The sequence below is a fragment of the Amycolatopsis echigonensis genome (genome assembly GCF_014174495.1).
Taxonomy (GTDB): domain Bacteria; phylum Actinomycetota; class Actinomycetes; order Mycobacteriales; family Pseudonocardiaceae; genus Amycolatopsis; species Amycolatopsis echigonensis.
In genome coordinates, this window is sequence record NZ_JACJHR010000007.1 from 20,569 (window position 1) to 42,509 (window position 21,941).

Sequence of the window (21,941 nt, forward strand, 5' to 3'; positions counted from 1 at the left end):
AGACGGCCCGCGTCCTGTTAGAAAGGGGCACCTGGAACCCGAGGAGCGTCGATGACCGAATCCGCAGTGCGCAGCGAGAGTCTTGCCGACGAGGCGGCCGCGCTCGATGCCGCCGACCCGCTCGCCGCCAAACGCGCGGAGTTCGACCTTGACCCGGAAGTCGCGTACTTCGACGGGAATTCTCTTGGCGCGCCGCCGAAACACGTCGCGGAGCGGCTGACCGAGGTGGTCCGGCAGCAGTGGGGGCGGCGGCTGATCCGGTCGTGGACCGAGGGCTGGTGGGAAGCCCCGCAGCGGGTCGGGGAGCGGATCGCCCCGCTCGTCGGTGCCGCGGCCGGGCAGGTCGTGGTGGCGGACTCGACGAGCGTGGACCTGTTCAAAGTGCTCGTCGCAGCGGTGCGGGCGAACCCCGGCCGCGACGAGGTGCTGGTCGACGCCGCGACCTTCCCAACCGACGGCTATGTCGCCGACCAGGCGGCTCGGCTCACCGGGCACACCGTGCGGCGCGTGCCGGTGGCGGAGCTGCCCGGCGCGGTGAGCGAACGGACCGCCGCGGTGCTGATGAATCACGTCGATTACGTCAGCGGGCGGCTGCACGACATGCCGTCGGTCACCGAAACCGTGCACGCGGCCGGCGCGCTCGCGGTGTGGGACCTCTGCCACAGCGTCGGCGCGATTCCGGTTCAGCTGGACGCGTGCGACGTCGATTTCGCGGTGGGCTGTACCTACAAATTCCTCAACGGCGGACCGGGTTCGCCCGCGTTCGTCTACGTGGCACAGCGGCATCAGGCGGAATTCGATCAGCCGCTCGCCGGATGGGCCGGGCACGCGGACCCGTTCGGCATGGAGCCGGGATACCGCGGCAGCGCGGGGATCGCGCGCGCCCGCGCCGGGACTCCGGACATGCTGTCGATGCTGGCGCTCGACGCCGCGCTGGACGTCTGGGACGGCGTCGACCTTTCCGTGCTGCGCGCGAAAGGCTTGGCGCTGGGCGATTTCTTTTTCCGGTGTGCGGACGAACTGCTGCCGGGAGCCGACATTCCGACGCCCCGCGAGCACACGCGCGGGCACCAGGTGTCGGTGCGCGACGCGGGCGGGCAGCAGACGATGAACGCGCTGCACGCACGCGGGGTGCTGGGGGATTTCCGGCCGCCGGACGTGCTGCGCTTCGGACTGGCCCCGCTGTACACGACCTACGCCGAGGTGCTGCGGGCGGTGACCGTGCTGCGCGAGGTGCGCTGAAAAGAATTCGCGGATTGTCCGCGCGGATTCGGGGGGATCCGGCCGGCCTCGCGGGTCCAGGTGAACAATCGGTGTCCGGCTCGCCCCTTCGGGTGATCGACGGGCGCGCCGCCGGCTGCCCGGCGGGTATGCTCGATGCCTGTTTTTTCGCGGGCGGAGCCGATCGGCGAGCTGTTCCGCCGGGCGAAGCCGGGCGGGAAGGGGCCGAAATGATCGAGACCCGCGGTCGGGAAGTGCCGCTCTCGTATGTGGTGACCCTGCTCGTCGGCGTGGCCGTCGGCTTCGTGCTCGCGCGCTTCGGCGGCCTGGTCGCGCGTTATCCGGTCGAATCGACGCTGGTCGCGGTGCTGATCGCGTCCGTGGCGGTGCTGGCGTGGGCGTGCCGGGAGATGCTGCGCGATCTGCTCCGCCGCGACCGCCCGTCCGCCGCGGAAGAAACCGAAACGGCACCGGGTCCGCGGCTTTCCGCGCACCGGCCGCCGAATGGCGTCCGGCGCTGAATTCCGGAAATCCGTCTCGGTTTTCCCTTCGATTCCGTCGCCGACGCGGAATTGCGCATAAGGTTCCGGTGAGTTTTCGCGGGCGCACTCTCGTGACCGGCCTCACGCGCCGGCGCCCAGCGGGCCGCGGCGCGGCCGATGCGACCAAGGTCACGTCCGGTGGTGATCAGTTTTCCAAGCACCGCAGCGGGTTACTAGCAGGTAACAAGAGGGTGACGGCAACCCGGGTCCGGACTTGACTCGCCGGTGAAGGTTGTTTACCGTCGTCGCGGGCAACTCAGACCACGGTGAACTGTGATCCGGCTGGTCGGACCGGTGCGAGGAAAACACCGCGGACCCGAATACCATGGCAGGGCCGGAAGGAAAACGGATCACGTGAAGCAGAATTCCGGGCGAAACGGCCGCGGGTCGTCTATTCGCTCTCGCGTCCTTGCGATCGCGTTGATTCCGAGTGCCGCGTTGCTGCTGGTCGGTATCGCGCTCGCCGGATACCTGATTTTCGACGCTGCGCAGGCGCGCGGTTACGCGCAGAAGATTCGCGGTTCGGAAGGCCCCGGCATTCCGTTCCTCCTCGCCGCGGAACAGGAACGGCAGCTGTCGATGAGCGTGCTCGCCGGCCAGGACGCCGCGCGCGCCGAGCTGCTGGCCGCCCGGCCGAAGACGGACGCGTCCGCCGCGCAGATCACCTCGGTGCTGGAGGGCAACTTCGCGACCGACTCGAACGTGCCCGCGAGCGTCAAGCAGAACATCGCCACGTTCGCCGCGCTGGAGGCGAAACTGCCGCAGCTTCGCCAGCGGGTCGACTCCGGCCAGGTGCCGCGGCTCGAGGTTTTTTCCTTCTACAACCAGATCATCGACCAGTTCACCCAGGGCGTCGCCGGGCTCGCCCAGGGCGCGCGAGGTGCGGACAACGCGTTCGCCCGGCTGTCCGCGATCCCGATTTTCAACGCCGCCGAGGAAATGCAGCGCGCCGACGCGCTGGCGTCGGCCGGGCTCGCTTCGGGCGGGCTGTCCGGCGACGAGCAGCGCGCGTACCTCGGCGAGATCGGCGCGTACCACGCGCAGCTCGACCAATCGGTGCCGCAGATGGTGCCCGAGGTGCGGGCGAACTACGACAAGCTCGTCTCGAGTCCCGCGTGGACGACCGTGACGCAGGTCGAGAACGCCTTGCTGTCCGGTGCGAAACAGCTGCCGGTGCCGCTGGAGCAGTGGCGGACCGACGCCAAACAGGTCGCCACCACGCTGATGACGATGTTCGCCGCGCAGAGCGCGCACGCGACCAATGCCGCGATCACCGACGCGGACGACACGTTGCGGAACTCGATCATCGCGGGCGCGGCGGCGGTGCTCTTCGCGCTCGCCGTGGTGCTGGTCGCGCTGCGGCTGTCGAACCGCTTCATCGCCCGGCTCGCCCGGCTGCGCGAGGACACCCTCGACGCGGCCGAGGTGCGGCTGCCGGAACTCGTCGGCCGGGTGCGGGCCGGCGAACCGGTCGACCTCGACGAGGGCGGGCACCTGCTCGACCACGGCGCGGACGAGATCGGCGAGGTGGCCGAGGCGTTCAACCTGGCGCAGCAGTCCGCGCTCGCCGCCGCGGTCGAAGAGGCCAAGACGCGGCAGGGCACGAAGGCGGTGTTCCTCAACATCGCGCACCGCAGCCAGGTCATCGTGCACCGGCAGCTGAAGGTGCTGGACGCCGCCGAGCGCAAGCAGGAGGACCCGGACCAGCTCGACACGCTCTTCCAGCTCGACCACCTCTCCACCCGCGCGCGGCGCAACGCGGAGAACCTGATCATCCTCGGCGGCGGCCAGCCAGGGCGGCAGTGGCGCAATCCGGTGTCGCTGGTGGAACTCGTCCGCGGCGCGGCGGCCGAAACCGAGCACTTCGCGCGGGTGAAGACGGCGAAGCTGCCCGACGTCGCCGTGCGCGGACCGGTCGTCGGCGACCTCGTGCACCTGCTCGCCGAGCTGATCGACAACGCGACGTCGTTCTCGCCGCCGGAATCGCGCGTCGAACTGCGCGGCAACGTGGTCGGCAAGGGCGTCGTGATCGAGGTCGAGGACCAGGGCCTCGGCATCGAGCCGGAGCAGGCCGACGAGTTCAACGCGATGCTCGCCGACCCGCCGGACTTCGGGATCATGGCGCTGTCCGACGAACCGAGGCTGGGCCTGTTCGTGGTCGCGCGGCTGGCGTCCCGGCACGGGATCTCGGTGCACCTGCGCGACTCCGCGTACGGCGGGACCCGGGCGATCGTGTTGGTGCGCAAGGATTTGCTCGCGCCGCTCAGCGAGACGGAGCCTTCGGCGGCCGACGCGGAGTCCGCTTCGGGGCCGGGCGAGGCACCGGAACTTTCCCGGCTCGCGGTGGAGCCGTCGCGGCCCGCGCCGGAACCGACTCGAGCCGAGTCGCAGCGACCGGAACTGCCGCAGCGGCGGCCGTCGCGTCCGGAACCGCGACCGCAGCAGGTGGAACAGCCCTCGCGGATCGCGCCGGAACCGCGGGTCGCGCCGGAGCAGCAGCGGCCGGAGTCGCCGACCCGGCGCGCGATGCGTCCGGCCGCCGAGGCACCGCCGGCCCGCCCGCCGCAGAACCGTGAGCAGCGACCGCCCGCGGACAACGGCCGCGCGCCGCGTCCGGCGGTCGACAACGGCCGGGGTGCGCCGCCGCGTCCGCCTGGACGTCCGCCGCTGCCGCAGCGGCGCCGGCAGCAGAACCTCGTTCCGCAGTTGCGTGGCGACCGGCCGGCGCCGGAATCCGAGGACGTCCGCGAGGATTCGCCGGAGCAGGCCCGCTCCCGGCTCAGCGCGTTCCAGCAGGGCACCCGGCGGGCCCGCGAGGCCGATCCCGGGCACGACAACAGGTACGGAGATCGGGACTGATGGCGAACAACGGCGTCAACGAGCTCGACTGGCTGCTCGACGACCTCGTGCAGCGGGTCGCCGGGGCGGACCGCGCGGTGGTGCTGTCCGCGGACGGGTTGCTGATCGGCCGGTCGGGCAATCTGTCCGAGGCGGACGCGGAGCACCTGTCCGCGGTCGCGTCGGCGTTCCAGAGCCTCGCCCGCGGCACCGGACGGCATTTCGGCGGCGGCAACGTGCGGCAGACGATGGTCGAGATGGACCACGCGTTCCTGTTCGTCACCGCGGCCGGGCGGGGCGCCTGCCTCGCGCTGCTGGCCGGGGTCGACGCGGACATGGGACTCGTCGCGTACGAGATGAACCTGATGGTCAAGCGGGTCGGTGCGGTGCTCACCGCGGCGCCGCGGGCCGGAGCGGTCCAGCGGACCTCGCCATGACGGCGCGGGGCCGCGAGTCCTGGTACGAGGACGAGGCAGGTCCGCTGGTGCGGTCCTACGCCGTCACCGGCGGGCGGACCCGCTCCGACACCCGCGGGCTCGACCTCATCACGCTCGTCGTCGCGCTGCGCGCCGCGAGCGAGACGCCCGGCCTCGAACCGGAGTACTCGCGCATTCTTTCCCTGTGCCAGCGCCCGGTTTCGGTCGCCGAGGTGGCCGCGCGGGTCGATCTTCCGCTGCCGGTGGTGAAGGTGCTGCTGAGCGATTTGATAGAGCGTAATCTCGTGCTGTTCCGCACCGCGACGCCGGTGACCGACGCCCCCAGCCCCCACGTACTCCAGGCGGTTCTCGATGGCATCCGGAAACTCTGAGCCCCGCCGGTCGCTCACCGCGCAAGCGGTGAAGCTGCTCGTCGCGGGCGGCTTCGGGGTCGGCAAGACGACTCTGGTCGGCTCGGTCAGCGAGGTGCCGCCGCTGCGCACCGAAGAGGTGATCACCGCCGCCTCCGAGGGCGTGGACGACCTGTCCGGCGTCGAGGGCAAGACCACCACGACGGTCGCGCTCGACTTCGGCCGGATCACCATCAACCCCGAGCTGATCCTGTACTTGTTCGGCACGCCGGGGCAGGACCGGTTCTGGTTCATGTGGGACGAATTGGCCGACGGGGCGCTCGGCGCGGTGGTGCTGGCCGACACGCGGCGGCTCGAATCTTGTTTCCCCGCAGTGGATTTCTTCGAACAGCGGGGGCTGCCGTTCGTGGTCGGGGTGAACTGCTTCGACGACGCCTACCGGTACGGGACCGAGGAAGTCCGCGGCGCGCTGGATCTCGACCCGCAGGTGCCGTTGCTGCTGTGCGACGCGCGCGAACGGGATTCGACCAAGCAGGTGCTGACGGTGTTGCTGGAGCACGTGCTCGGCCGGGCGATGCTGGTGAGCGGCAATCCCGGTTAGAACCGGGATTGCCGCTCACGACGTCGTTCACCGGCGGCGCAGCTGGTCCAGCGAGGCCGCGCCCGGGCCGACCACGGCGATGGCGAGGAAGATCCAGGCGTACAGCGCGGCGGGCTCTCCCATGTTGTGCACGGGGAACAGGCCTTGCGGGGCGTGCACGGTGAAGTAGGCGTAGGCCATCACGCCGGAGAGCACGATCGCGGAGACGCGGGTGAAGAGCCCGGCGAAGACGAGCACCGCGCCGACGACCTCGATCAGGCTGGCCCAGTAGCCCGGCCACTGGCCGAACGGGAACGCGCCGCCCGCGTTGTCGATGCCGCCGAGGAGGCCGAAGCCCATCACGCCGTGGCAGAGGAAGAGGAACGACACGACGGCGCGGAAGACGGCCAGGACGGCGGGGCGGGCTCGGTCGGCCAGGGACTTCGTGCCGGTGCTCCCGGCGGCGGTCTGGGTGGTCGAGGAGGTCTTGGCGGTGGCGATCGTCGTGGTCATCGTGGGGTCCTTCCCGAGTGGCTGTCGGTTGCCTTCTGCCTATGCGTCGAACGCGGCCGACGCGGATCGACACGGGTGCGGAAACTTTTTTCGCGCCCGCTTCCGGCCTGGTCAGCGGCACCGGGCAGACTGGGCGGATGGTTGTCAGGCGCAGCGCGGGGCTGCTGCTCTTCCGCCGGTCCGCCGACCGGCCGGAGGTGCTGCTCGCGCACATGGGCGGACCGTTCTGGGCGAAGAAGGACGAGGCCGCGTGGTCGCTGCCGAAGGGCGAACTCGAGGACGGCGAGGACCCCGAGGCCGCGGCCCGGCGCGAGTTCGCGGAGGAACTGGGGCTCCCCGCGCCGGACGGGGCGCTGCGGCCGCTGGGCGACGTGCGCCAGTCCGGCAAGGTCGTGACCGCGTGGGCGGTGGAGGCGGACCTCGATCCCGCGGCGGTCGTGCCGGGCACCTTCGACCTCGAATGGCCGCCGCGGTCCGGGCGGACGCAGCAGTTCCCGGAGGTGGACCGCGTCGCCTGGTTCGATCTGGACACCGCGCGCGAGAAGCTGGTCAAGGGCCAGCGCGCGTTCCTGGACCGGTTCGCCGAACTGGACCTGGATTAGCTGAACTGCTCCAGCACCGCGTTGAGCGGTGTGGTGGCGAAGGACGGCAGGACCAGGTCTGCTTTGGCGAAGTCCAGAGTCGCCGTGATGGGGTTGGGCACTGCGACGGTGGTGATCCCGGCGGCTTTCGCGGCGCTGACGCCGTGCGGCGAGTCCTCGAAGGCGAGGGCTTCTTCCGCGGTGACGCCCAGGGTGCGCAGCGCCGCCAGGTAGGTGTCCGGGTCGGGTTTGGGTTTGTGGCGGTCACCCGTTTCCACGGCGGTGAAGCGGGCCGCCAGGCCCAGTCGGTCAAGCTGGCCGTGGACCCAGGCTCCGGACGAGCTTGAGGCGACGCCCAGTGCCAGTCCGCGAGTGGCGGCCTCGTCCAGGTAGTCGAGGACGCCTTCGCGCGGGCCATCCTCGGCCAGGAGTTCATGCACTCGCGCGCGCATGGCGGGGCGCAGGGTCTCCGGGTCCACGTCTTCGACCTGTTCGGCCAGCAGCTTGAACATCGTCGCGGCGGTGTTCTGGGTGCCGATGACCGTGTGCCAGACATCCAGCGGCAGCTCGACGCCGTGTCCGGCGAACATTTCTTGCCAGGACCGCAGTACCGCGGCCTCGGTGTCGGCGAGGGTGCCGTCGAAGTCGAAAATCAATGCTCGCGTGGCCACGTCTCGCAGCCTGCCTCACCGACTTCGGCGGCGCGTCAGTTCGTGGCGAAGAACTCCGCCAAAACCGGGGCGAGCGCGGCGGTTTTCACCAGGTGCGTCTGGCCGGGCAGGGTGCGGTAGTCGGCGTGGGGCAGTTGCTTCGCCGCTGCCGCGACGCCGTTGCGCATCCAGGCGGGGCTCTTGCCTCCGTCGATGATCAGCGTCGGAACGGTGATTCCGGACCAGCGTCCTTCCGGGAGCGGGCGGCCGGCCTGGTTGTCGTCCATGATCCGGGCGTCGTAGGCGAGGGTGTGGGCGACGCGTTTCATCCGGGGCCACGCGGGCATCAGCCGCATCATCAGGACCATCAGGGCGGGCAGTCCGACGCCTTCGACCATGAATGTCTTGATCGCGTCGCCCAGTTTCCCGGCGGCGATGGCCGCTTCGAGCTTCGCCTGGTAATCGGCCGGGACGCGCTTGCGGGTGCTGTCGACGACGAACGGCGGTTCGTACACCGCGACCTTCTGCACCGGCACACCGCGGTGGGCGGCCTCCAGAACCAGAGCGGCACCGGACGAGATGCCGTACAGGCCGATCTCCCCGCCCGCTTCCTTGGCCAGCGCGGCGATGTCCTCGATCTCGCGCTCGACCTCATACGGACCGGTGTCGCCGCTTTCGCCTCTGCCGCGACGGTCGAACGTGTAGACGGTGAAGCGGTCGGAGAGGGCTTTGGCGAGATCGTCATTGGGCGTCGAGGTCCGGTAGCAGAGCGCGCCGTCGACGAGGACGAGCGCGGGGCCGGAGCCGATGCGGGAGTAGGCGATCTGGGTGCCGTCGGCGGACGTGACGGTGGGCATGGGGTTCCTCCTCAGTGGCGGGTGCCGGTGGGAAGAACTCTCGCATCCGATGGTTTGAGCTGTCAAGACAAAAAAATTAGTCGGTGGGATGTGGCGGCGGCCGGGGCGGAGGGGAACCGGTCTCAGGCGCTGCGCAGGGTCAGCAGGGCGATCTCGTTCGGGGCGAACACCCGGAACGGCGGACCCCAGAAGCCGGACCCGCGGCTGTTGTACAGCTGGGTCGGGCCGTGCCGGGTAAGGCCGGACAGCGTGGGCTGGTCGAGGCGGACCAGCAGGTGGAACGGCCAGATCTGGCCGCCGTGGGTGTGCCCGGAGATCTGCAGGTCGACGTTTTCCTCGCGGGCCTGGGCGACCTGTTTCGGCTGGTGGGCCAGCAGGACGACGGGAACGTCCGGGTCGGAGCCGTCGAGGGCCGCGGCCAGGTCGGGGCCGTGGCCGGGCAGGCCGGAGGCGGCTCCGGTGGGGTCGTCGATGCCGGCGAAGAGCAGTCGGGCGCCGTCGCGTTCGAGCAGGGTCGAGCGGTTGTGCAGGGTGTCCCAGCCGAGGCTCGCCATGTGGTCCAGCCAGGCCTGTGCCTCGCCGAAATACTCGTGGTTGCCGGTGATGTAGAACCGGCCGAGCGGAGCCTGGACGCCGCCGAGCGGGTCGACCTGCTTGCGCCGCTTGGCGACCGATCCGTCGGCGAGGTCCCCGGCGTGGCAGACGACGTCGGGTTGCAGCCGATTCAGTTCGGCGACCAGGCGTTCGGACCACCGGGTGCGGTCGAGCGGGCCGTAGTGGGTGTCGGTGATGACCGCGACGCGCAGCCCGTCGAGCCCGGGGCCGAGCTTCGGCAGCACGACGTCGACCTCCTTCACTGGCGGCACGCGCATGGCGATCCGGTTCCCAGTGACGAGCAGCACCGCCGCGACGGCGAGCGTGACCGCGGCCGCGATCCGCGGCCGCGCGGGATCGTCCACTCCGGACACCAGCAGGACCAGCCGCAGCAGATGCGTGAGGACGCTCCAGGCGAACAGCACCCAGACCGTGCCGAGCAGGACGTCCGCGACCCGTGCGGCGGCGTCGTTCTGCTTCGGACCGTGCCCGAGCACCAGGAGCACCGGAAAACTCAGTGCGGCCACGGCGAAAACGACCGTGCCGACGGCGGTGGCGGCCACGGGCCAGTCCGGCAGCAGCACGAGCACCGACCACGGCTCGCCGAACAACAAGAGCACCGCGGCGACCACGAAGGCGGCCCGACGAACTCCAACCACGGTTCTCTCCTTCGCCCAGGTGCTACCCAGCGTAGCCGCATCTGGGGGAAGGTGGTCGGAGTGTGAGGGGGAGGGGAGACCGTCTTCGGCGGTACGGCCCGGATTCGCCTCGCTCAGGACTCTCCGCGGCCCGCGCGCCAGCTGGCCACCGTTTCCTCCACGTCCAGCGGCCGGGCGCGCAGAACGGGACCGTCCTGCGGCATCGCGTGTGCCTTGCGGATGCGGGCGTTCAGGTCCTCGACGATCTCGCGCACCTTCTTTTCGGTGCGGACTTTCGCCAGTTTCCTTGGCAGGTCTTGGATTTCCCGCGGCAAGGCGAGCGACGGCGGAAGGAACGCGGACACGTCGACGTCGCCTTCGCGGGCGCGGCGGAGCGCCCAGTCGGTCGCCGCGTCGCGGCCGCTCGGGGGCGGCAGCGGTTTTCCCGCTCCCGGAAGGTCTTCGAAGTCTCCGCGAGCTTCGGCGGCGGCGATCTGCCGGTCGACCCAGGTGTCGTACGACACGCCCGGTGGTTTGCGTTCGGTCACGGGAACCACCTCCCTCGCTGCCCAGCGTAGCGGCCAGTGCGACCGTGCGGAGGGGACGAAGGTCCTGAAACGGCAGGTAAGATCCCACGCTGACCGTACGAGGCCGGGAGGGGACGCGATGATCGTCGAGCACGAGGGCGACGGTCCCGAGGCCGCGCGCGAGGAGATCGAGCGCACGCTCGCGCTGCTGTGGCGCGACTGTGCGGGAGCCCCGGAGCCCTCAGCCCGCGGCAGGCGGCCGACGCTCACGATCGAACAGATCATCGCGGCGGCCATCGCGGTCGCCGACGCCGAGGGACTCGTCGCGACGTCCATGCACCGCGTCGCGAAGGAGCTCGGGGCGGGCACGATGACGCTCTACACCTATGTTCCCGGCAAAACCGAACTGATCGATCTCATGGTCGACACCGTTCTGCTCGAACGGAATCTTCCTAGGCCCGGCGAGCCGCGGCCGGAGGACTGGCGGGCGCAGGTGCGCGTTTACGCGGACCGGACGCGCGAAATTTACCGTCGGCATCCGTGGCTGCGCGAGAGGTCCCGGGTCCGGCCCGCGCTCGGTCCGGGGCAGCTGGCCGGTCAGGAATATCTGTTGTCCATTATGGAGAGTCTGGGCCTGCCCGCACGCGAGGTTGTTGCGGCGGCCAATTCGGTCGCGGGCTACGTGGACGCGAACGCGGCGGCCGAGGCGGAGAGTGTCCACTTGGAACGGACCACCGGACAGTCCAACGACGCGTGGTGGGGACAGCGTTCTTCGTTCTGGTACACGTATTTCGACGTCGAGTCCCATCCGGCGATGAACCGGATCTGGCTCGCCGGCGGTTTCGAAAAGCCTTCCTCGGAGCAGGCGTCGGACGCGTCGGAGTTCGGGTTGGACCGGCTTCTCGACGGGATCGCCGCCCGAATCGACCAGGTCGGCAAGTAGCTCAAGCGCTTTCACCGGACCTGAGCCATGCGCTTGCCGGAAAGGCGGCCCGCTCCGCCGCGGGCACTCGAGCCCCGCGCCTGCCGCGGTGACCAGCGTGCGCGGTAAGTATTGAACTGGACCGAATCCGCGGCGCACCGGGATGATGAGTCCATGTCGTCGATTGCGGCTTTCGCGGCCTTGTCCTTGGTCCTGGTCCTCATTCCCGGCCCCGCGGTCATGCTGGTCCTCAAGAGCGCGGTCGCTCGCGGCCGGGCACCGGCCCTGCTGACCGCGCTGGGCGTGCTGGCCGCGGACCTGGTGTGGGCCGGCGCGTCGGTCGCCGGCTTGACGGCCCTGTTGGTGTCCTCGCAACTGGCCTTCGACGTGGTCCGCTATCTGGGGGCCGCCTACCTGGTGTTCCTCGGCGCCAAACTCCTGCTGACCCGCTCCTTGACCGTCTCCGCCCGACCCGACGTGGCGGCGTTGACCACCAGCCGGCCACGCAGCGGGTGGCGCGCGTTCCGGGAAGGGCTCCTCAGCGACCTGTCCAACCCCAAGACCGTCATCGTCTTCACCAGCGTCATTCCGCAGTTCCTCCACCACGGTGCCGGACCTGCCGACACGCTGGTCCTCGGGGTGGCGTTCGCGGTGATCGGATTCCTGTCCCTGACCGGCTACGCCGTGGTCTTCAGCGCCGCGGCCAAAATGCTGCGCAACGCACGGGTGATTCGCGTGATCCTCCGCGCCGGCGGCGCGATCCTGGCGGCATTCGGCGTCGGACTCGCCGTCGAGCGTCCCGCGGGGTGAACCGAGCGGACCTAGCGGCCGAGTCAGGAACCCCCGAGCGCGAACCGGATCCCGGTCGCTTCCTCGGAAAGCGTCCACAGCCGGCGGCCGCGCGCTGGATCCCGGGAGGTGCCCATCGCCTTCCCCAACCGGGGTCGGCCCACCACACCGAAGGCTGGACCGTAGTAAGCACCGCCGGTCGCGGCGGGATCGACCGCGGCCCGAACCGCGGGCCAAGCGCCGTGGTCCTTCCCCTGCGTACCCGGCGCGAGGAACCGCATGATCGGCACCGGCTGGGTGATTCCCGGCCGCGCGGGGCTGGTGCGTTCGAGACTGAAGCCCGGATGCGCGAGGATCGCCCGCACCGGCGAACCCGCCGCGCGCAGCCGTCGATCGAGCTCCATGGCGAACGACTGCACGGCGTGCTTCGATAGCGCATACGCGCGAAAGTCCGAATACTTGCGCGAACTCTGCAGGTCGTCGATGTCGTACGGATACATCCGGGTGATCAGGCTGCCCGCCAGCACCACCCGCGCCGCCGACTCGGTCAGCACCGGCATCGCCAGCGCGGTGAGCGCGAAGTGGCCGAAGTGGTTGGTGCCGACCGCCAGTTCCAGACCCTGTTTCGTGGTCCGGCGCACCGGTCCGGGCGCGGTGATGCCCGCGTTTTCGATCAACGCGTCCAGTCGGTCGAGCCGTCCGAGCGCCTCGACGGCTGCCGGGACGGAGTCCAGATCCGCCAGGTCCAGCGGGATCGTGCTGAGGGAAGCCGAACCGACGCGCGTGCGCACCATTTCCACCGCCGCGCGCAGCCGGGAAGGGTCGCGGCCCAGCAGCGCGACGTGGGCCCCGGCGGCGGCCAGTTGCTCGGTGATGAAGTAGCCGATGCCGGCGTTGCCCCCGGTCACCGCATAGAACCGGCCAGCGAGGTCAGGCAGGTTCCTCGGATTCCACGCCACGATCGCCCCCGCAGTCCGGTGTCTCGGTCCGGTCCGGACTATACGAACGCCGCGGTCAGTGCGTCGGCGGGGCCTGGGTCGTGGTGCTCGAAGTAGTGGTCGTGGTGGTCGGCGTGGCCGGGTTCGCCGGAGCGGAGCTGGACGGCGTCGTGCTCGTCGGCGTGGTGCTGGTGGGCGTGGTGCTGGTGGGCGTGGTGCTGGTGGGGCTCGGGCTGGCCGGCGTAGTGGGGGTGGTCGGCGTGGTGGGCGCCGTGCTCGTCGGCTTCGCCGGGGAGCTGCTGGCCGGCGCGGTGCTGCTGCCCGGCAGCTGCGTCGGCGTGCCTGGTTGGCCCGGCTGGTTCGGCGTGCCCGGCTGGGCCGGGGTCACCGGCGGGGCGGGAGGGGCGACGTCGCCCGCCGGGCTGCCCGCGGCGGCCTCGACCGCGCCGGGGCCGGGCGGGGCTCCGATCGGGACCGGGCTGTCCGGCAGCTTCGAGACGCCGTTGCGGTAGCCGTACGCGTACGCCATCACAGTGTCCACATAGGACTGCGAGTTGTTGTACCGGCGCACCGCGAGACGCTGGTTGGCGTCGCTGGAGAGGTCCAGACCTCCGGAACACAGGTAGCGCGCGGTGGCGAGGGTCTCGTCGTAGACGTTGTTCGGGTCGGAGACGCCGTCGCCGTTGCCGTCGGAAGCGTAGGACGCCCAGGTCGACGGGATGAACTGGGTCGCGCCGACCGCGCGGTCCCACACCGGGTCGCCGTCGTAGCGGCCCTGGTCGGTGTCGCGGATCGCGGCGAACCCGCCGGTGCCGTCGAGGACCGGGCCGAGAATGCGTTCGAGGGTGTTGCCCCGGGCGTCGACGTAGCCGCCGCGGGCGTGGTTCGACTCGACCCGCCCGATGGCCGCGATCAACGCCCAGTCGACGTGGCAGCCGGGCTGTTCGCGGGCCACGATGTCGGCCGCGTTGTGGTAGGCCCGCAGCATGCTGTCCGGGATGCCCAGCGGACCGGCGGTGGTCGCCGAGCCGGGGCCGTTCGGGTAGCCCGGGACGCCGAGCGCCTGCGGGACCGGCGGCCGCGGGAGGCTGCCGTCCACGCCGATCGGCGGGAGCGTGATGCCCGGCGGCAGTCCCGGGGTGTTCGGCGCGGCCTGCGCAGCCGGCGGATCAGCGGCGCGCAACGCCATCGGGATGCCGGACGACGTCACCGTCGGCAGCACCACGAGCGCGCCTCCGGCGAGGGCGGCGAAAGCCCGGCTCCGGGCGTTCCGTCCCTGCAGGCGGCGTATGGCCATGCGCTTCTCCCCGTTCGTTTGCCGGTCCGCGGCCCAAGCTAGCGGATTCGTGCGCGATCCGGTGAGGGGTCGGCGGAATTCTGTCCGTTCCGGCCAACTTTCGTTCGTCTGGCATAAAACCTTCGGCGGGTTCCGGTCATCGGGGCTTAACCGGAATTTCGCCGATTAGGCCGAATGGAGCAATCCGTTCGGAGGGTCCACTGTGGACCGCGGAGCCGGTTCCGCCGGGCCGAACCGTTTCCGGTACTCCGACGGCGACAGTCCGGTGTGCCTGCGCAGCTGCGAGCGGAGGTTCGCGCCGGTGCCCAGCCCGGAGCGGGCGGCGATGCGGTCCAGACCATGTTCGCCGCGTTCGATCAGGCGGCGGGCCAGCGTGACGCGCTCGGCGGTGAGCCAGGCCAGCGGCGTCGTGCCGAGTTCGGCGCGGAACCGGCGGTGCAGGGTGGCGGCACTGGTCGACGCGCGAGCGGCGAGATCGGCGACCGCGAGGGGCTGGTCAAGGTGCTGACGGGCCCATTCCAGCACCGGCGCGAGGGAAGCGTCCGGACTCTCCGGCACCGGGCGTTCCACGAACTGTTGCTGGCCGCCTTCGCGGTGTCCGGTGAAAACGAGGCGACGGCTGACCGCGTTGACGATTTCCGCGCCGTGATCGCGTTGGATCACGTACAGCCCCAAATCGAGGGCGGCCGCGCTTCCGGCGGCGGTAAGAACTGTGCCGTCGTCGACGAACAGGACGTCCGGCTCCAGCTGGACCCGGGGGTAGCGCGCGGTGAACGCCTCGGCCCATCGCCAGTGCGTGGTGGCGCGGCGGTTGTCCAGCACGCCGGCCTCGGCCAGGGTGAACGCGCCGGTGCAGAAACCCATCAACCGCGCGCCGCGGGCGTCCGCACGCCGGATCGCGGCGAGGATTTCCGGGTCGGCCGGGGTTTCCGGATCCGGCCGGTTCGGGACGATCACCGTGTCCGCGGCGTCGACCGCCTCGAGGCCGGCGACGTCGGCGAGGGTGAAGAAACCCCGGTGCATCCGGGCTTGCCCGCCGGGCGCGGCGAGGGCGAAGTCGTACCACGGCCGCCGCAGTTCCGGCCGGCGCAGGCCGAACAGCTCCGTCGCGACGCCCATTTCGAACGGGTTCGAGCCGTCGCTGACGATCATCACGACGCGGTGCGAGGATCCTTTCGGCATCTGCGATTCCTAGCACTCCCGGTCGTCGGTGACCAGGCCCAAGATCGACCTATGTCAACTCAGCCTCTCGACCTGCGGGCCGTGCTCGCCGGATTCGACGCCCCGTGGAGCCCTCGAATCGTCACCACTGTCAACGACTACGACATCCGCCTCGCCCGGTTCTCCGGCGAGCACGTGTGGCACAAACACGACAACACCGACGAGTTCTTCCTGGTCCTCGACGGCAGCATCGAGATCGGCCTGCGCGAACCGGACGGCGAACGGACGGTGACGCTGACCCGCGAGCAGGCGTTCGTGGTCCCGCGCGGCACGTTCCACAAACCGTCGTCGAAGGAGGGCGCGGTGGTGCTGCTGGTGGAACCGTCCGGGACGCTTTCGGTCGGCGACGAGCACGAAGAAGTGCCCGACACGGTCGACGTGACCGTCGGGCATCGCGTCTGACCTGCTGGGTTGCACTGTGGGACGGCGTATCCTCGCCGTCATGAAACGCACTTCCTTCGCGCAGTGGCCGTGCTCGATCGCCCGGACCATGGACCTGCTCGGGGATTCGTGGACGCCGCTGGTGCTGCGGGACGCCTTCTACGGCGTCCGCCGCTTCGACGAGTTCCAGCAGGCGCTCGGCATCGCGCGCAACACCCTCGCCGACCGGCTGCGCAGGCTGGTCGACGAGGGTTTGCTGGAAAAGCGCGCCTACCAGGCCGAACCGGTGCGCTACGACTACGTGCTGACTGAGAAGGGGCGCGATTTCTGGAGTGTGCTGGCCGCGATGACGGCCTGGGGCGACCGGTGGCTGGCCACCGAAGCGGGCCCGCCGATCGTGCTGCACCACGACGCGTGCGGACACGACACGACCGCGGCCGTGGTGTGCGCGGAATGCGGCGAGCCGCTGTCCGCGGACGACACCCGGATGCGGCGAGGGCCCGGATTCCCGGAGCGGCTCGCGCAGCGCCCCGACGTGCAGGCGAGGTTCGCGCTCCAGGAGGAGTAGCGGTCCGGGAGGGGAAGTCTGGCGGGCAGAGTCCGTCAGGGTTTCCCCTCACGGCTTCGATCTCCTTCGAGGGCAAGGCTTTCCGGATTCCTTTGCCGCGAGAGACCCGCCCGATACGGCTGTCGACGACGCCGAACGGCTCGCGACGCTCGGCCGGGCACTCGAGTTGGTAACGGAAGTGCCCTGACAGACCAGGCGTTGGGCCAACCGGCTGCGTCGGCGGGTCCGGCTGCGCCATAGTGTCGGCGATCCCGAACCCCAAGGAGCCGCTCGATGCGCAAGATCGTGTCCACTTTGTTCGTCTCGCTCGACGGCGTGGTCGAGGCGCCGGACCAGTGGTCGCTCTCGTACTGGAACGACGAGCTCGAACACGCGGTGGGCGACGGCATGGCGGACGCCGACGCGATGTTGCTGGGCCGCGTCACCTACGAGGGTTTCGCCGAGGCCTGGCCCGGCCGCACGGACGACCCGGGCGCGGAGTTCATGAACAGCGTGCCGAAGTACGTCGCGTCCACCACCCTGACCGCGGCGGACTGGCACAACACGACCCTGTTGCGCGGCGACCTCGGCGAGGCGATCGCGGACCTGAAATCCAGCGAGGGCGGCGACATCATGACCAGCGGGAGCACGACGCTGGTGCGATGGCTCCTGTCGCACGGGCTGGTGGACGAGCTGACCCTGCTGCAGTACCCGGTGGTGGTGGGCAAGGGAAGGCGGTTGTTCCCCGCGGAGGGCCCGCAGCTGGACTTCCGGCTGGCGGACACGACGACGTTCCGCAACGGCGTGCTGCGATTGGTTTACCGGCCGTCGGACGACTAGCGGACCGATCTCCCGCCACCGCGCCGAACGCCGCATTGGGTGCGTCTGAGGCGCCCAATGCGGCATCGGGGTTCAGTTCACCTGCCGGTCCTGTCCTTCCCAGAACGGCTGGCGCAGCTTGAACTTCTGGATCTTCCCGGTCGCCGTCCGCGGCAGTTCCGGGAGGAACTCGACTCGCTTCGGGCATTTGTACCCGGCCAGGTGCTGGCGGCAGTGCGTGATCAGCTCGTCCGCCGTCACCTCGGTTCCGTCCGTCACCACCAGCGCCGTGACCAGCTCGCCCCATTTCTCGTCCGGGATGCCGATCACCGCGGCTTCCCGGACGGCCGGGTGCGAGTTCAGCGCGTCTTCCACCTCGATCGACGAGACGTTCTCGCCGCCGGTGATGATGACGTCCTTCTTGCGGTCGGCGATGGTCAGGTAGCCGTCGGTGAAGGTGCCGCCGTCGCCGGTGTGGAACCAGTTGCCTTCCTGGACCCGCGCGGTCTCGTCCGGGTTTTCCCAGTAGCCGTCGAGGTTGTGGTTGCTTTGGGTGAGGACCTCGCCGTCGGCGTCGATCGTGACGCGGACGCCCAGTGCCGGGGCGCCGGCGCGGCCCAGGAGTTTCGCTTGCTCGTGCGGGTCCAGGTCGGCCCATTCGCTGCGGAAACGGTTGACCGTGACCAGCGGCGAGGTTTCGGTCAGGCCGTAGATCTGGATGAACTCCCAGCCGAGTTCGGCACGCACGCGTTCGATGGTCCGGGTCGGCGGCGGCGCGCCGGCCACCACGATCCGGACCCGGTCGCGGCCGGGGATCTCGCCGTCCCAGGAGGCGGCGCCGTCCAGCGCCGCGGTGACGACGGCGGGGGCGGCGCACATGATCGTCACGCCGTGTTCCTGTACGCGGCGCAGGATTTCGGTGCCGTCCACTTTGCGCAGCACGATGTGTCGTCCGCCGAGACCGGTGACCGCGTACGGCATGCCCCAGCCGTTCGCGTGGAACATCGGCAGCGTGTGCAGCAGCACGTCGTTGTCGCTGAGCGTGGTGTGCAGGCCGAAAGTGGTGGCGTTGAGCCACAAATTGCGGTGCGTGAGCTGGACGCCCTTCGGCCGCGCGGTGGTGCCGGAGGTGTAGTTGATCGTGGCGGTCGCGGATTCGTCGGCGGACCACGGTCGCGGTTCGCCCGCACCGCCCCAGATTTTGTCGTCGTCCTCGCCGAGGACGAACACGTGTTTCGCGGTTACGCTGTCCAGCAACGGTTTCAGCTCGGGGTCGAGCAGCAAGACCTCGGCGCCGGAGTGCTCGACGATGTAGCGCACCTCGGCGGCGGCGAGGCGGAAGTTCACCGGAACCAGGATGCGGCCCCAGCCGGAGACGCCGAAGAACGACGTCAGCAGCCGCGCGGAGTTGTGGGAGACGATGGCGACCCGGCCGCCGACGGGAACGCCGAGCGCGTCGAGGTTCGCCGCCTGCGCGCGGGCGCGGCGGGCGAGTTCGCGGTAGGTCACCGAGCCCCAGGACTGCGCGGGCTGGGCGGGTTCGTCCACCACCGCGACCCGGTCCGGGTACACCGTTTCGGCGCGGTCGAGGAAGTCGCGGACACTGAGGTCATAAAACACGTGCCGATCCCTTCGCGTCAGCGGGCCGCACTGCCCGCGCGGGTGATTTTCGCTCGCCGGACCGGATCCAGCCACCCCACATGGAGGGTGCGTTCAGAAGTACTGGACGACGCAGAACTCGTGCCCCTCGGGATCGGTCATCCCCAGCACGACGCCCTCGCCGGGATAGTCGTGGCGCTCGCCGGTCCAGCGCCCGCCCAGCTCCTCGATCCGCGCCCGGGCCTCGTCGATGTCGTCCACTTCGACGTCCAGATGCAGCCGCACCTTGCCGCGCTTCGGCTCGGGAACGCGCTGGAACGTCAGCCGGGGAGCAGGGTCGAACCGCGAGCCGACCGTCGCCCAGTCCGGTCTGGCGTGCTCTGCGGAAACCGGCCGGTCGAGTAGCGCGCTCCAAAAGCCAGCCAGCACAGCCGGTTCGGCGCAATCGATCGTGACTCCGCTCAGTCGCCTCATCCGGCCATCGTCGCATCGGACGCGCTAACGAAGGAGCCCAGCGGCCCGCGCCCGGTTCACTGCCTGCACCCGGTTGGACACCGCCAGTTTCCGCATCGCGTGCTTGAGATACGACTTGACCGTGTTGGGCAGCAGGCCTAGCCGGTCGGAGATCTCGTCGTTCGTGCAGCCCTCGCTGACCAGCCGCAGCACGTCGACCTCGCGCGGGGTCAGCGCGACGCCCGGCAGGTCCAGCTCCGGACGCAGCCGTTCGCACACCGCCAGCAGCCGCTGCCGGGCGGTTTCGTCGGCGATCGACCCGGCGATGGCCGTGAGTTCGGCGTGCAGGTCGCCGCGTTCGGCTGGCGGGACGACCGTCGGCGCGGCCAGCCGGCGCTGTACTTCTTCCTCGACCTCGATGTCGCGACCCAGCCGCGTCGCCACCGCGGTCGCCGCGTGCAACAGCCGGTCGCCGAACGCGATCGACTCTCGGGACGCCGCGTACAGCACCGCGCGCGTGGTCTCGCCGACGCGCACCGGGAGCGCCACCATCGCGCGCAGCCGTTCGGGCGCCACCGCGTGGTCGTATTTATGCGTGATGCCCTGTGCGCTGAGGTAGTCGACCACCGTCGACGGCCGCGCCAGGGCCACTGCTTTGCCGCCCAGCCCGGCCCCGGTGTCCACCTGCACGTGCTGCAACGACCGGGTGGCGGTGCCGCGCAGCTGGTCGATCACGTGCGAGCGGGAAGCGGCCGACACCGGTCCGCCCATCGCGACGGGCAGCTCGGTCGCGATTTGCAGTGCTTTGAGCGCGCCGGCGACCAGGGGGCTGGCCGTCAGCGCGAGCCGGCCCGGAGGCGTCATGGGCACCGTCCCGCTTCACTCGACCTTGATGGGTGGACGTCCACGTTACGCGTTGCGTCGCGTTCGGACTACTCGTGTGGTTCGGTGGCACACGTGGCAACCTCGGATTTCGATACCGTCGCCGACCGGCTCTACGCAGGTGATCCGGCCGACTTCGTCGCTGAGCGCACCGCGGCCGCCCGCGCGGCGAAGGAAGCGGGCGACGTCGAGCTGGCGCGCCGGATCCGCGCGCTGCGGAAGCCGACCGCGGCCGCGGCGTACCTCAACCGCCTGGCGCGCGACGGGTCCGCTCCGCTGTCCGAGCTGGCGTCGCTGGGCGACAAGCTCCGCGAAGCGCACGAGAAGCTCGACGGCTCCCGGCTGCGCGAACTGGCGCACCAGCGGGCGGAGCTGGTGCAGCGGATCGTGCGGGACGCGACCGGCTTGAGCGATTCCGTCGAGCGCGAGGTGGAGGAGACGCTGGAGGCGATCGTGGCGGACGCCGACGTCGCCCGGCTGGCGCTGGCCGGACGGCTGACGTCGAAGGCTCGTCAGGACGCCGACCGCTGGCTGTCGCTGCCGACGAATCCCGCGCCCGCCAAGAAGACCCGGCAGTCCGAAAAGGACCGGAAGGCCGAGGAGGAAGCCCGGGTCCGCGCGCTCGAACGGCGGCAGGCGGTGCGGGCGCGGGCGGAGGCCGAGCGGAATCTGCAGCGCGCGGAGCGGACAGCCGAACAGGCCGACGACCGCGTGACCGAATTGCGGGAACGGCTCGCCGAGGCGGAGCAGCGCGCGGCACGGGCGGCCGACGAACTGGCCAAGGCGCAGAAGACTTTCGAGGAAGCCGACGATGCCGTTCAGCGGTCTTGAGGACTTGTCCGACGGCATGCTCGTCTTGTCGCCATCGCGGCCGGACGACGCGTAGGCATCTCAGGCCGGGGAGGTGAACGTGGCTTATGGCCGCTATCCCCGGTGGCGGGGGCGCGGGTTCGCGACGCGGGCGGTGATCAAGGTGGAGCCGGAAGACGCGAGTTCGAGTGCGGTGGCGCGGCGGACGAGGTTCACGCTCAGCGGTCAGCTCAGCGAGGACGGCGCAGTGTTCGACCGGTATTTCCTGGACCTCGGCTAGATTCCCGTCCCCGCACACCACACCGCGCGGATCGCCCGCGTCGCCGACAGGTCCGCCACCGGATCGCCTTCGACCAGGATCAGATCCGCCCGCAGTCCGGGCCGGATCTCGCCTCGGTCGGTCAGCCCGAACGCCCGGGCCGGGTCGACCGTCGCGGCACGCAGGATTTCCGCCGGGGTCAACCCGGCCTCGGCCAGCAGCTCGAATTCGCGGTGCAGGCTCGACCCGTGTGCGACCTCGGCCGGGGCTCCGGGCTGGGCGTTGGCGTCGGTACCGGCGAGGATCTCGACCCCTGCGGCGTGCAGCGCGGCCGCGTTGGCCACGAAATCCCCAGCCGCGCCGGCGAAGCGGGCGAGCGCCGCTTCCATCATCGTGAGCGTCGGAACAGCCGTCTGCCCAGCGGCCTTCATCGCCGCGACGTTCTCGGCAGCGATCCGGCCGACCGTCGGCACATGCGTGACGAACCGCGCTCCGGTCGCCACCGCCAAGTGGTACGCGCCGGGAGTGGCCGCGTGCAGGACAGTGTCCAGACCCCGTTCCCGCGCCGCGTCGACCAGCGCCTGCAACGCTTCGGCAGGCGGCCCGCCGTCGCCGGGAGCCTCCGCGATGCCTTTGACGTAGTCGACCCCTTCCGCGACCGCTCCTCGACGAACCGGACAGCCGCGTCCGCGGTCG

Annotated in this window: 26 protein-coding genes; 14 read left to right on the forward strand and 12 right to left on the reverse strand. The window is 70.5% G+C overall.

Annotation, left to right across the window (positions count from 1 at the left end):
* Positions 1–51: 51 nt before the first annotated feature.
* From kynU to H5411_RS06930, 6 genes are all read left to right on the forward strand, one after another.
* Positions 52–1,242: a kynureninase gene (gene kynU, locus H5411_RS06905; RefSeq protein WP_101438143.1), complete on the forward strand. Its 1,191-nt coding sequence runs from the start codon at positions 52–54 to the stop codon at positions 1,240–1,242.
* 209 nt (positions 1,243–1,451) lie between these two features.
* Positions 1,452–1,742 (forward strand): hypothetical protein, encoded by a 291-nt coding sequence (locus H5411_RS06910; RefSeq protein WP_101438144.1) that lies wholly within the window; start codon positions 1,452–1,454, stop codon positions 1,740–1,742.
* A gap of 375 nt (positions 1,743–2,117) precedes the next feature.
* Positions 2,118–4,622, forward strand: coding sequence for a sensor histidine kinase (locus tag H5411_RS06915; protein ID WP_183123281.1), 2,505 nt, complete (start codon positions 2,118–2,120; stop codon positions 4,620–4,622).
* On the forward strand, positions 4,622–5,038 hold the full coding sequence (locus tag H5411_RS06920; protein ID WP_009082431.1) for a roadblock/LC7 domain-containing protein: 417 nt from the start codon (positions 4,622–4,624) through the stop codon (positions 5,036–5,038). The genes H5411_RS06915 and H5411_RS06920 overlap by 1 nt, the downstream gene beginning before the upstream one ends.
* Entirely contained in the window at positions 5,035–5,409 is a 375-nt protein-coding gene (locus H5411_RS06925) for a DUF742 domain-containing protein (RefSeq protein WP_101438146.1), read from the forward strand. Before H5411_RS06920 ends, H5411_RS06925 begins: the two co-directional genes overlap by 4 nt.
* On the forward strand, positions 5,390–5,989 hold the full coding sequence (locus H5411_RS06930) for a GTP-binding protein (protein WP_101438147.1): 600 nt from the start codon (positions 5,390–5,392) through the stop codon (positions 5,987–5,989). The genes H5411_RS06925 and H5411_RS06930 overlap by 20 nt, the downstream gene beginning before the upstream one ends.
* A 27-nt stretch (positions 5,990–6,016) precedes the next feature.
* Here the strand turns inward: H5411_RS06930 and H5411_RS06935 are convergent, their stop codons facing one another.
* Positions 6,017–6,481: a DoxX family protein gene (locus tag H5411_RS06935; RefSeq protein WP_183123282.1), complete on the reverse strand. Its 465-nt coding sequence runs from the start codon at positions 6,479–6,481 to the stop codon at positions 6,017–6,019.
* 137 nt (positions 6,482–6,618) lie between these two features.
* Between H5411_RS06935 and H5411_RS06940 the strand changes: the two genes are divergently transcribed.
* Positions 6,619–7,083 carry an NUDIX hydrolase gene (locus H5411_RS06940; RefSeq protein ID WP_183123283.1) on the forward strand — a complete coding sequence of 155 codons (465 nt, stop codon included), beginning with the start codon at positions 6,619–6,621 and terminating at the stop codon, positions 7,081–7,083.
* On the opposite strand, the gene H5411_RS06945 is transcribed toward H5411_RS06940, so the two are convergent.
* The 4 genes from H5411_RS06945 to H5411_RS06960 all read right to left on the reverse strand — a co-directional run bounded on the left by H5411_RS06945 (position 7,080) and on the right by H5411_RS06960 (position 10,349).
* Complete coding sequence (locus H5411_RS06945; protein WP_183123284.1) at positions 7,080–7,733, reverse strand: HAD family hydrolase; 654 nt, start codon at positions 7,731–7,733, stop codon at positions 7,080–7,082. The genes H5411_RS06940 and H5411_RS06945 overlap by 4 nt on opposite strands.
* 35 nt (positions 7,734–7,768) lie before the next feature.
* Positions 7,769–8,569 carry an alpha/beta fold hydrolase gene (locus H5411_RS06950; protein WP_183123285.1) on the reverse strand — a complete coding sequence of 267 codons (801 nt, stop codon included), beginning with the start codon at positions 8,567–8,569 and terminating at the stop codon, positions 7,769–7,771.
* A 122-nt stretch (positions 8,570–8,691) separates the two neighbouring features.
* The gene (locus H5411_RS06955) at positions 8,692–9,822 is read right to left on the reverse strand and encodes a metallophosphoesterase (protein WP_183123286.1); all 1,131 of its coding nucleotides are present in this window, start codon (positions 9,820–9,822) and stop codon (positions 8,692–8,694) included.
* 113 nt (positions 9,823–9,935) lie between these two features.
* Positions 9,936–10,349 carry a DnaJ family domain-containing protein gene (locus H5411_RS06960; protein ID WP_101438151.1) on the reverse strand — a complete coding sequence of 138 codons (414 nt, stop codon included), beginning with the start codon at positions 10,347–10,349 and terminating at the stop codon, positions 9,936–9,938.
* A gap of 118 nt (positions 10,350–10,467) precedes the next feature.
* On the opposite strand from H5411_RS06960, the gene H5411_RS06965 reads away from it, so the two are divergent.
* Both H5411_RS06965 and H5411_RS06970 read left to right on the forward strand, forming a co-directional pair.
* Positions 10,468–11,271, forward strand: coding sequence for a TetR/AcrR family transcriptional regulator (locus H5411_RS06965; protein ID WP_183123287.1), 804 nt, complete (start codon positions 10,468–10,470; stop codon positions 11,269–11,271).
* Between the two features lie 153 nt (positions 11,272–11,424).
* Positions 11,425–12,060: a LysE family translocator gene (locus H5411_RS06970; protein ID WP_183123288.1), complete on the forward strand. Its 636-nt coding sequence runs from the start codon at positions 11,425–11,427 to the stop codon at positions 12,058–12,060.
* 23 nt (positions 12,061–12,083) lie between these two features.
* Here the strand turns inward: H5411_RS06970 and H5411_RS06975 are convergent, their stop codons facing one another.
* The 3 genes from H5411_RS06975 to H5411_RS06985 all read right to left on the reverse strand — a co-directional run bounded on the left by H5411_RS06975 (position 12,084) and on the right by H5411_RS06985 (position 15,456).
* Complete coding sequence (locus H5411_RS06975) at positions 12,084–12,947, reverse strand: SDR family NAD(P)-dependent oxidoreductase (RefSeq protein WP_312877830.1); 864 nt, start codon at positions 12,945–12,947, stop codon at positions 12,084–12,086.
* Between the two features lie 106 nt (positions 12,948–13,053).
* Complete coding sequence (locus H5411_RS06980) at positions 13,054–14,274, reverse strand: lytic transglycosylase domain-containing protein (RefSeq protein WP_183123290.1); 1,221 nt, start codon at positions 14,272–14,274, stop codon at positions 13,054–13,056.
* Positions 14,275–14,439: 165 nt separating this feature from the next.
* On the reverse strand, positions 14,440–15,456 hold the full coding sequence (locus H5411_RS06985) for a helix-turn-helix domain-containing protein (RefSeq protein ID WP_183123291.1): 1,017 nt from the start codon (positions 15,454–15,456) through the stop codon (positions 14,440–14,442).
* Between the two features lie 51 nt (positions 15,457–15,507).
* Between H5411_RS06985 and H5411_RS06990 the strand changes: the two genes are divergently transcribed.
* From H5411_RS06990 to H5411_RS07000, 3 genes are all read left to right on the forward strand, one after another.
* Entirely contained in the window at positions 15,508–15,897 is a 390-nt protein-coding gene (locus H5411_RS06990) for a cupin domain-containing protein (protein ID WP_183123292.1), read from the forward strand.
* Between the two features lie 40 nt (positions 15,898–15,937).
* Positions 15,938–16,444, forward strand: coding sequence for a winged helix-turn-helix transcriptional regulator (locus H5411_RS06995; protein ID WP_183123293.1), 507 nt, complete (start codon positions 15,938–15,940; stop codon positions 16,442–16,444).
* 273 nt (positions 16,445–16,717) lie between these two features.
* Positions 16,718–17,263 carry a dihydrofolate reductase family protein gene (locus tag H5411_RS07000; RefSeq protein ID WP_183123294.1) on the forward strand — a complete coding sequence of 182 codons (546 nt, stop codon included), beginning with the start codon at positions 16,718–16,720 and terminating at the stop codon, positions 17,261–17,263.
* Positions 17,264–17,335: 72 nt separating this feature from the next.
* Here the strand turns inward: H5411_RS07000 and H5411_RS07005 are convergent, their stop codons facing one another.
* The 3 genes from H5411_RS07005 to H5411_RS07015 all read right to left on the reverse strand — a co-directional run bounded on the left by H5411_RS07005 (position 17,336) and on the right by H5411_RS07015 (position 20,158).
* Entirely contained in the window at positions 17,336–18,862 is a 1,527-nt protein-coding gene (locus H5411_RS07005; RefSeq protein ID WP_101438161.1) for an AMP-binding protein, read from the reverse strand.
* Between the two features lie 93 nt (positions 18,863–18,955).
* Positions 18,956–19,315: a VOC family protein gene (locus H5411_RS07010; protein WP_101438162.1), complete on the reverse strand. Its 360-nt coding sequence runs from the start codon at positions 19,313–19,315 to the stop codon at positions 18,956–18,958.
* Positions 19,316–19,339: 24 nt separating this feature from the next.
* Positions 19,340–20,158 carry a LuxR C-terminal-related transcriptional regulator gene (locus H5411_RS07015; RefSeq protein WP_101438163.1) on the reverse strand — a complete coding sequence of 273 codons (819 nt, stop codon included), beginning with the start codon at positions 20,156–20,158 and terminating at the stop codon, positions 19,340–19,342.
* 93 nt (positions 20,159–20,251) lie between these two features.
* On the opposite strand from H5411_RS07015, the gene H5411_RS07020 reads away from it, so the two are divergent.
* Positions 20,252–21,007: a hypothetical protein gene (locus tag H5411_RS07020; RefSeq protein ID WP_167442025.1), complete on the forward strand. Its 756-nt coding sequence runs from the start codon at positions 20,252–20,254 to the stop codon at positions 21,005–21,007.
* A gap of 79 nt (positions 21,008–21,086) precedes the next feature.
* Positions 21,087–21,266: a GNAT family protein gene (locus H5411_RS07025; protein WP_183123295.1), complete on the forward strand. Its 180-nt coding sequence runs from the start codon at positions 21,087–21,089 to the stop codon at positions 21,264–21,266.
* Here the strand turns inward: H5411_RS07025 and H5411_RS47435 are convergent.
* The gene (locus H5411_RS47435; protein ID WP_246368829.1) at positions 21,263–21,832 is read right to left on the reverse strand and encodes an amidohydrolase family protein; all 570 of its coding nucleotides are present in this window, start codon (positions 21,830–21,832) and stop codon (positions 21,263–21,265) included. The genes H5411_RS07025 and H5411_RS47435 overlap by 4 nt on opposite strands.
* Positions 21,833–21,941: the final 109 nt, after the last annotated feature.

What these genes read in the sequence shown, in the direction of transcription:
- kynU (WP_101438143.1), top strand. Translation starts at nt 52, where the DNA reads ATGACCGAATCCGCAGTGCGCAGCGAGAGTCTTGCCGACGAGGCGGCC.
- H5411_RS06910 (WP_101438144.1), top strand. Translation starts at nt 1,452, where the DNA reads ATGATCGAGACCCGCGGTCGGGAAGTGCCGCTCTCGTATGTGGTGACC.
- H5411_RS06920 (WP_009082431.1), top strand. Translation starts at nt 4,622, where the DNA reads ATGGCGAACAACGGCGTCAACGAGCTCGACTGGCTGCTCGACGACCTC.
- H5411_RS06925 (WP_101438146.1), top strand. Translation starts at nt 5,035, where the DNA reads ATGACGGCGCGGGGCCGCGAGTCCTGGTACGAGGACGAGGCAGGTCCG.
- H5411_RS06930 (WP_101438147.1), top strand. Translation starts at nt 5,390, where the DNA reads ATGGCATCCGGAAACTCTGAGCCCCGCCGGTCGCTCACCGCGCAAGCG.
- H5411_RS06935 (WP_183123282.1), bottom strand. Translation starts at nt 6,481, where the DNA reads ATGACCACGACGATCGCCACCGCCAAGACCTCCTCGACCACCCAGACC.
- H5411_RS06940 (WP_183123283.1), top strand. Translation starts at nt 6,619, where the DNA reads ATGGTTGTCAGGCGCAGCGCGGGGCTGCTGCTCTTCCGCCGGTCCGCC.
- H5411_RS06950 (WP_183123285.1), bottom strand. Translation starts at nt 8,569, where the DNA reads ATGCCCACCGTCACGTCCGCCGACGGCACCCAGATCGCCTACTCCCGC.
- H5411_RS06965 (WP_183123287.1), top strand. Translation starts at nt 10,468, where the DNA reads ATGATCGTCGAGCACGAGGGCGACGGTCCCGAGGCCGCGCGCGAGGAG.
- H5411_RS06970 (WP_183123288.1), top strand. Translation starts at nt 11,425, where the DNA reads ATGTCGTCGATTGCGGCTTTCGCGGCCTTGTCCTTGGTCCTGGTCCTC.
- H5411_RS06980 (WP_183123290.1), bottom strand. Translation starts at nt 14,274, where the DNA reads ATGGCCATACGCCGCCTGCAGGGACGGAACGCCCGGAGCCGGGCTTTC.
- H5411_RS06985 (WP_183123291.1), bottom strand. Translation starts at nt 15,456, where the DNA reads ATGCCGAAAGGATCCTCGCACCGCGTCGTGATGATCGTCAGCGACGGC.
- H5411_RS06990 (WP_183123292.1), top strand. Translation starts at nt 15,508, where the DNA reads ATGTCAACTCAGCCTCTCGACCTGCGGGCCGTGCTCGCCGGATTCGAC.
- H5411_RS06995 (WP_183123293.1), top strand. Translation starts at nt 15,938, where the DNA reads ATGAAACGCACTTCCTTCGCGCAGTGGCCGTGCTCGATCGCCCGGACC.
- H5411_RS07000 (WP_183123294.1), top strand. Translation starts at nt 16,718, where the DNA reads ATGCGCAAGATCGTGTCCACTTTGTTCGTCTCGCTCGACGGCGTGGTC.
- H5411_RS07010 (WP_101438162.1), bottom strand. Translation starts at nt 19,315, where the DNA reads ATGAGGCGACTGAGCGGAGTCACGATCGATTGCGCCGAACCGGCTGTG.
- H5411_RS07015 (WP_101438163.1), bottom strand. Translation starts at nt 20,158, where the DNA reads ATGACGCCTCCGGGCCGGCTCGCGCTGACGGCCAGCCCCCTGGTCGCC.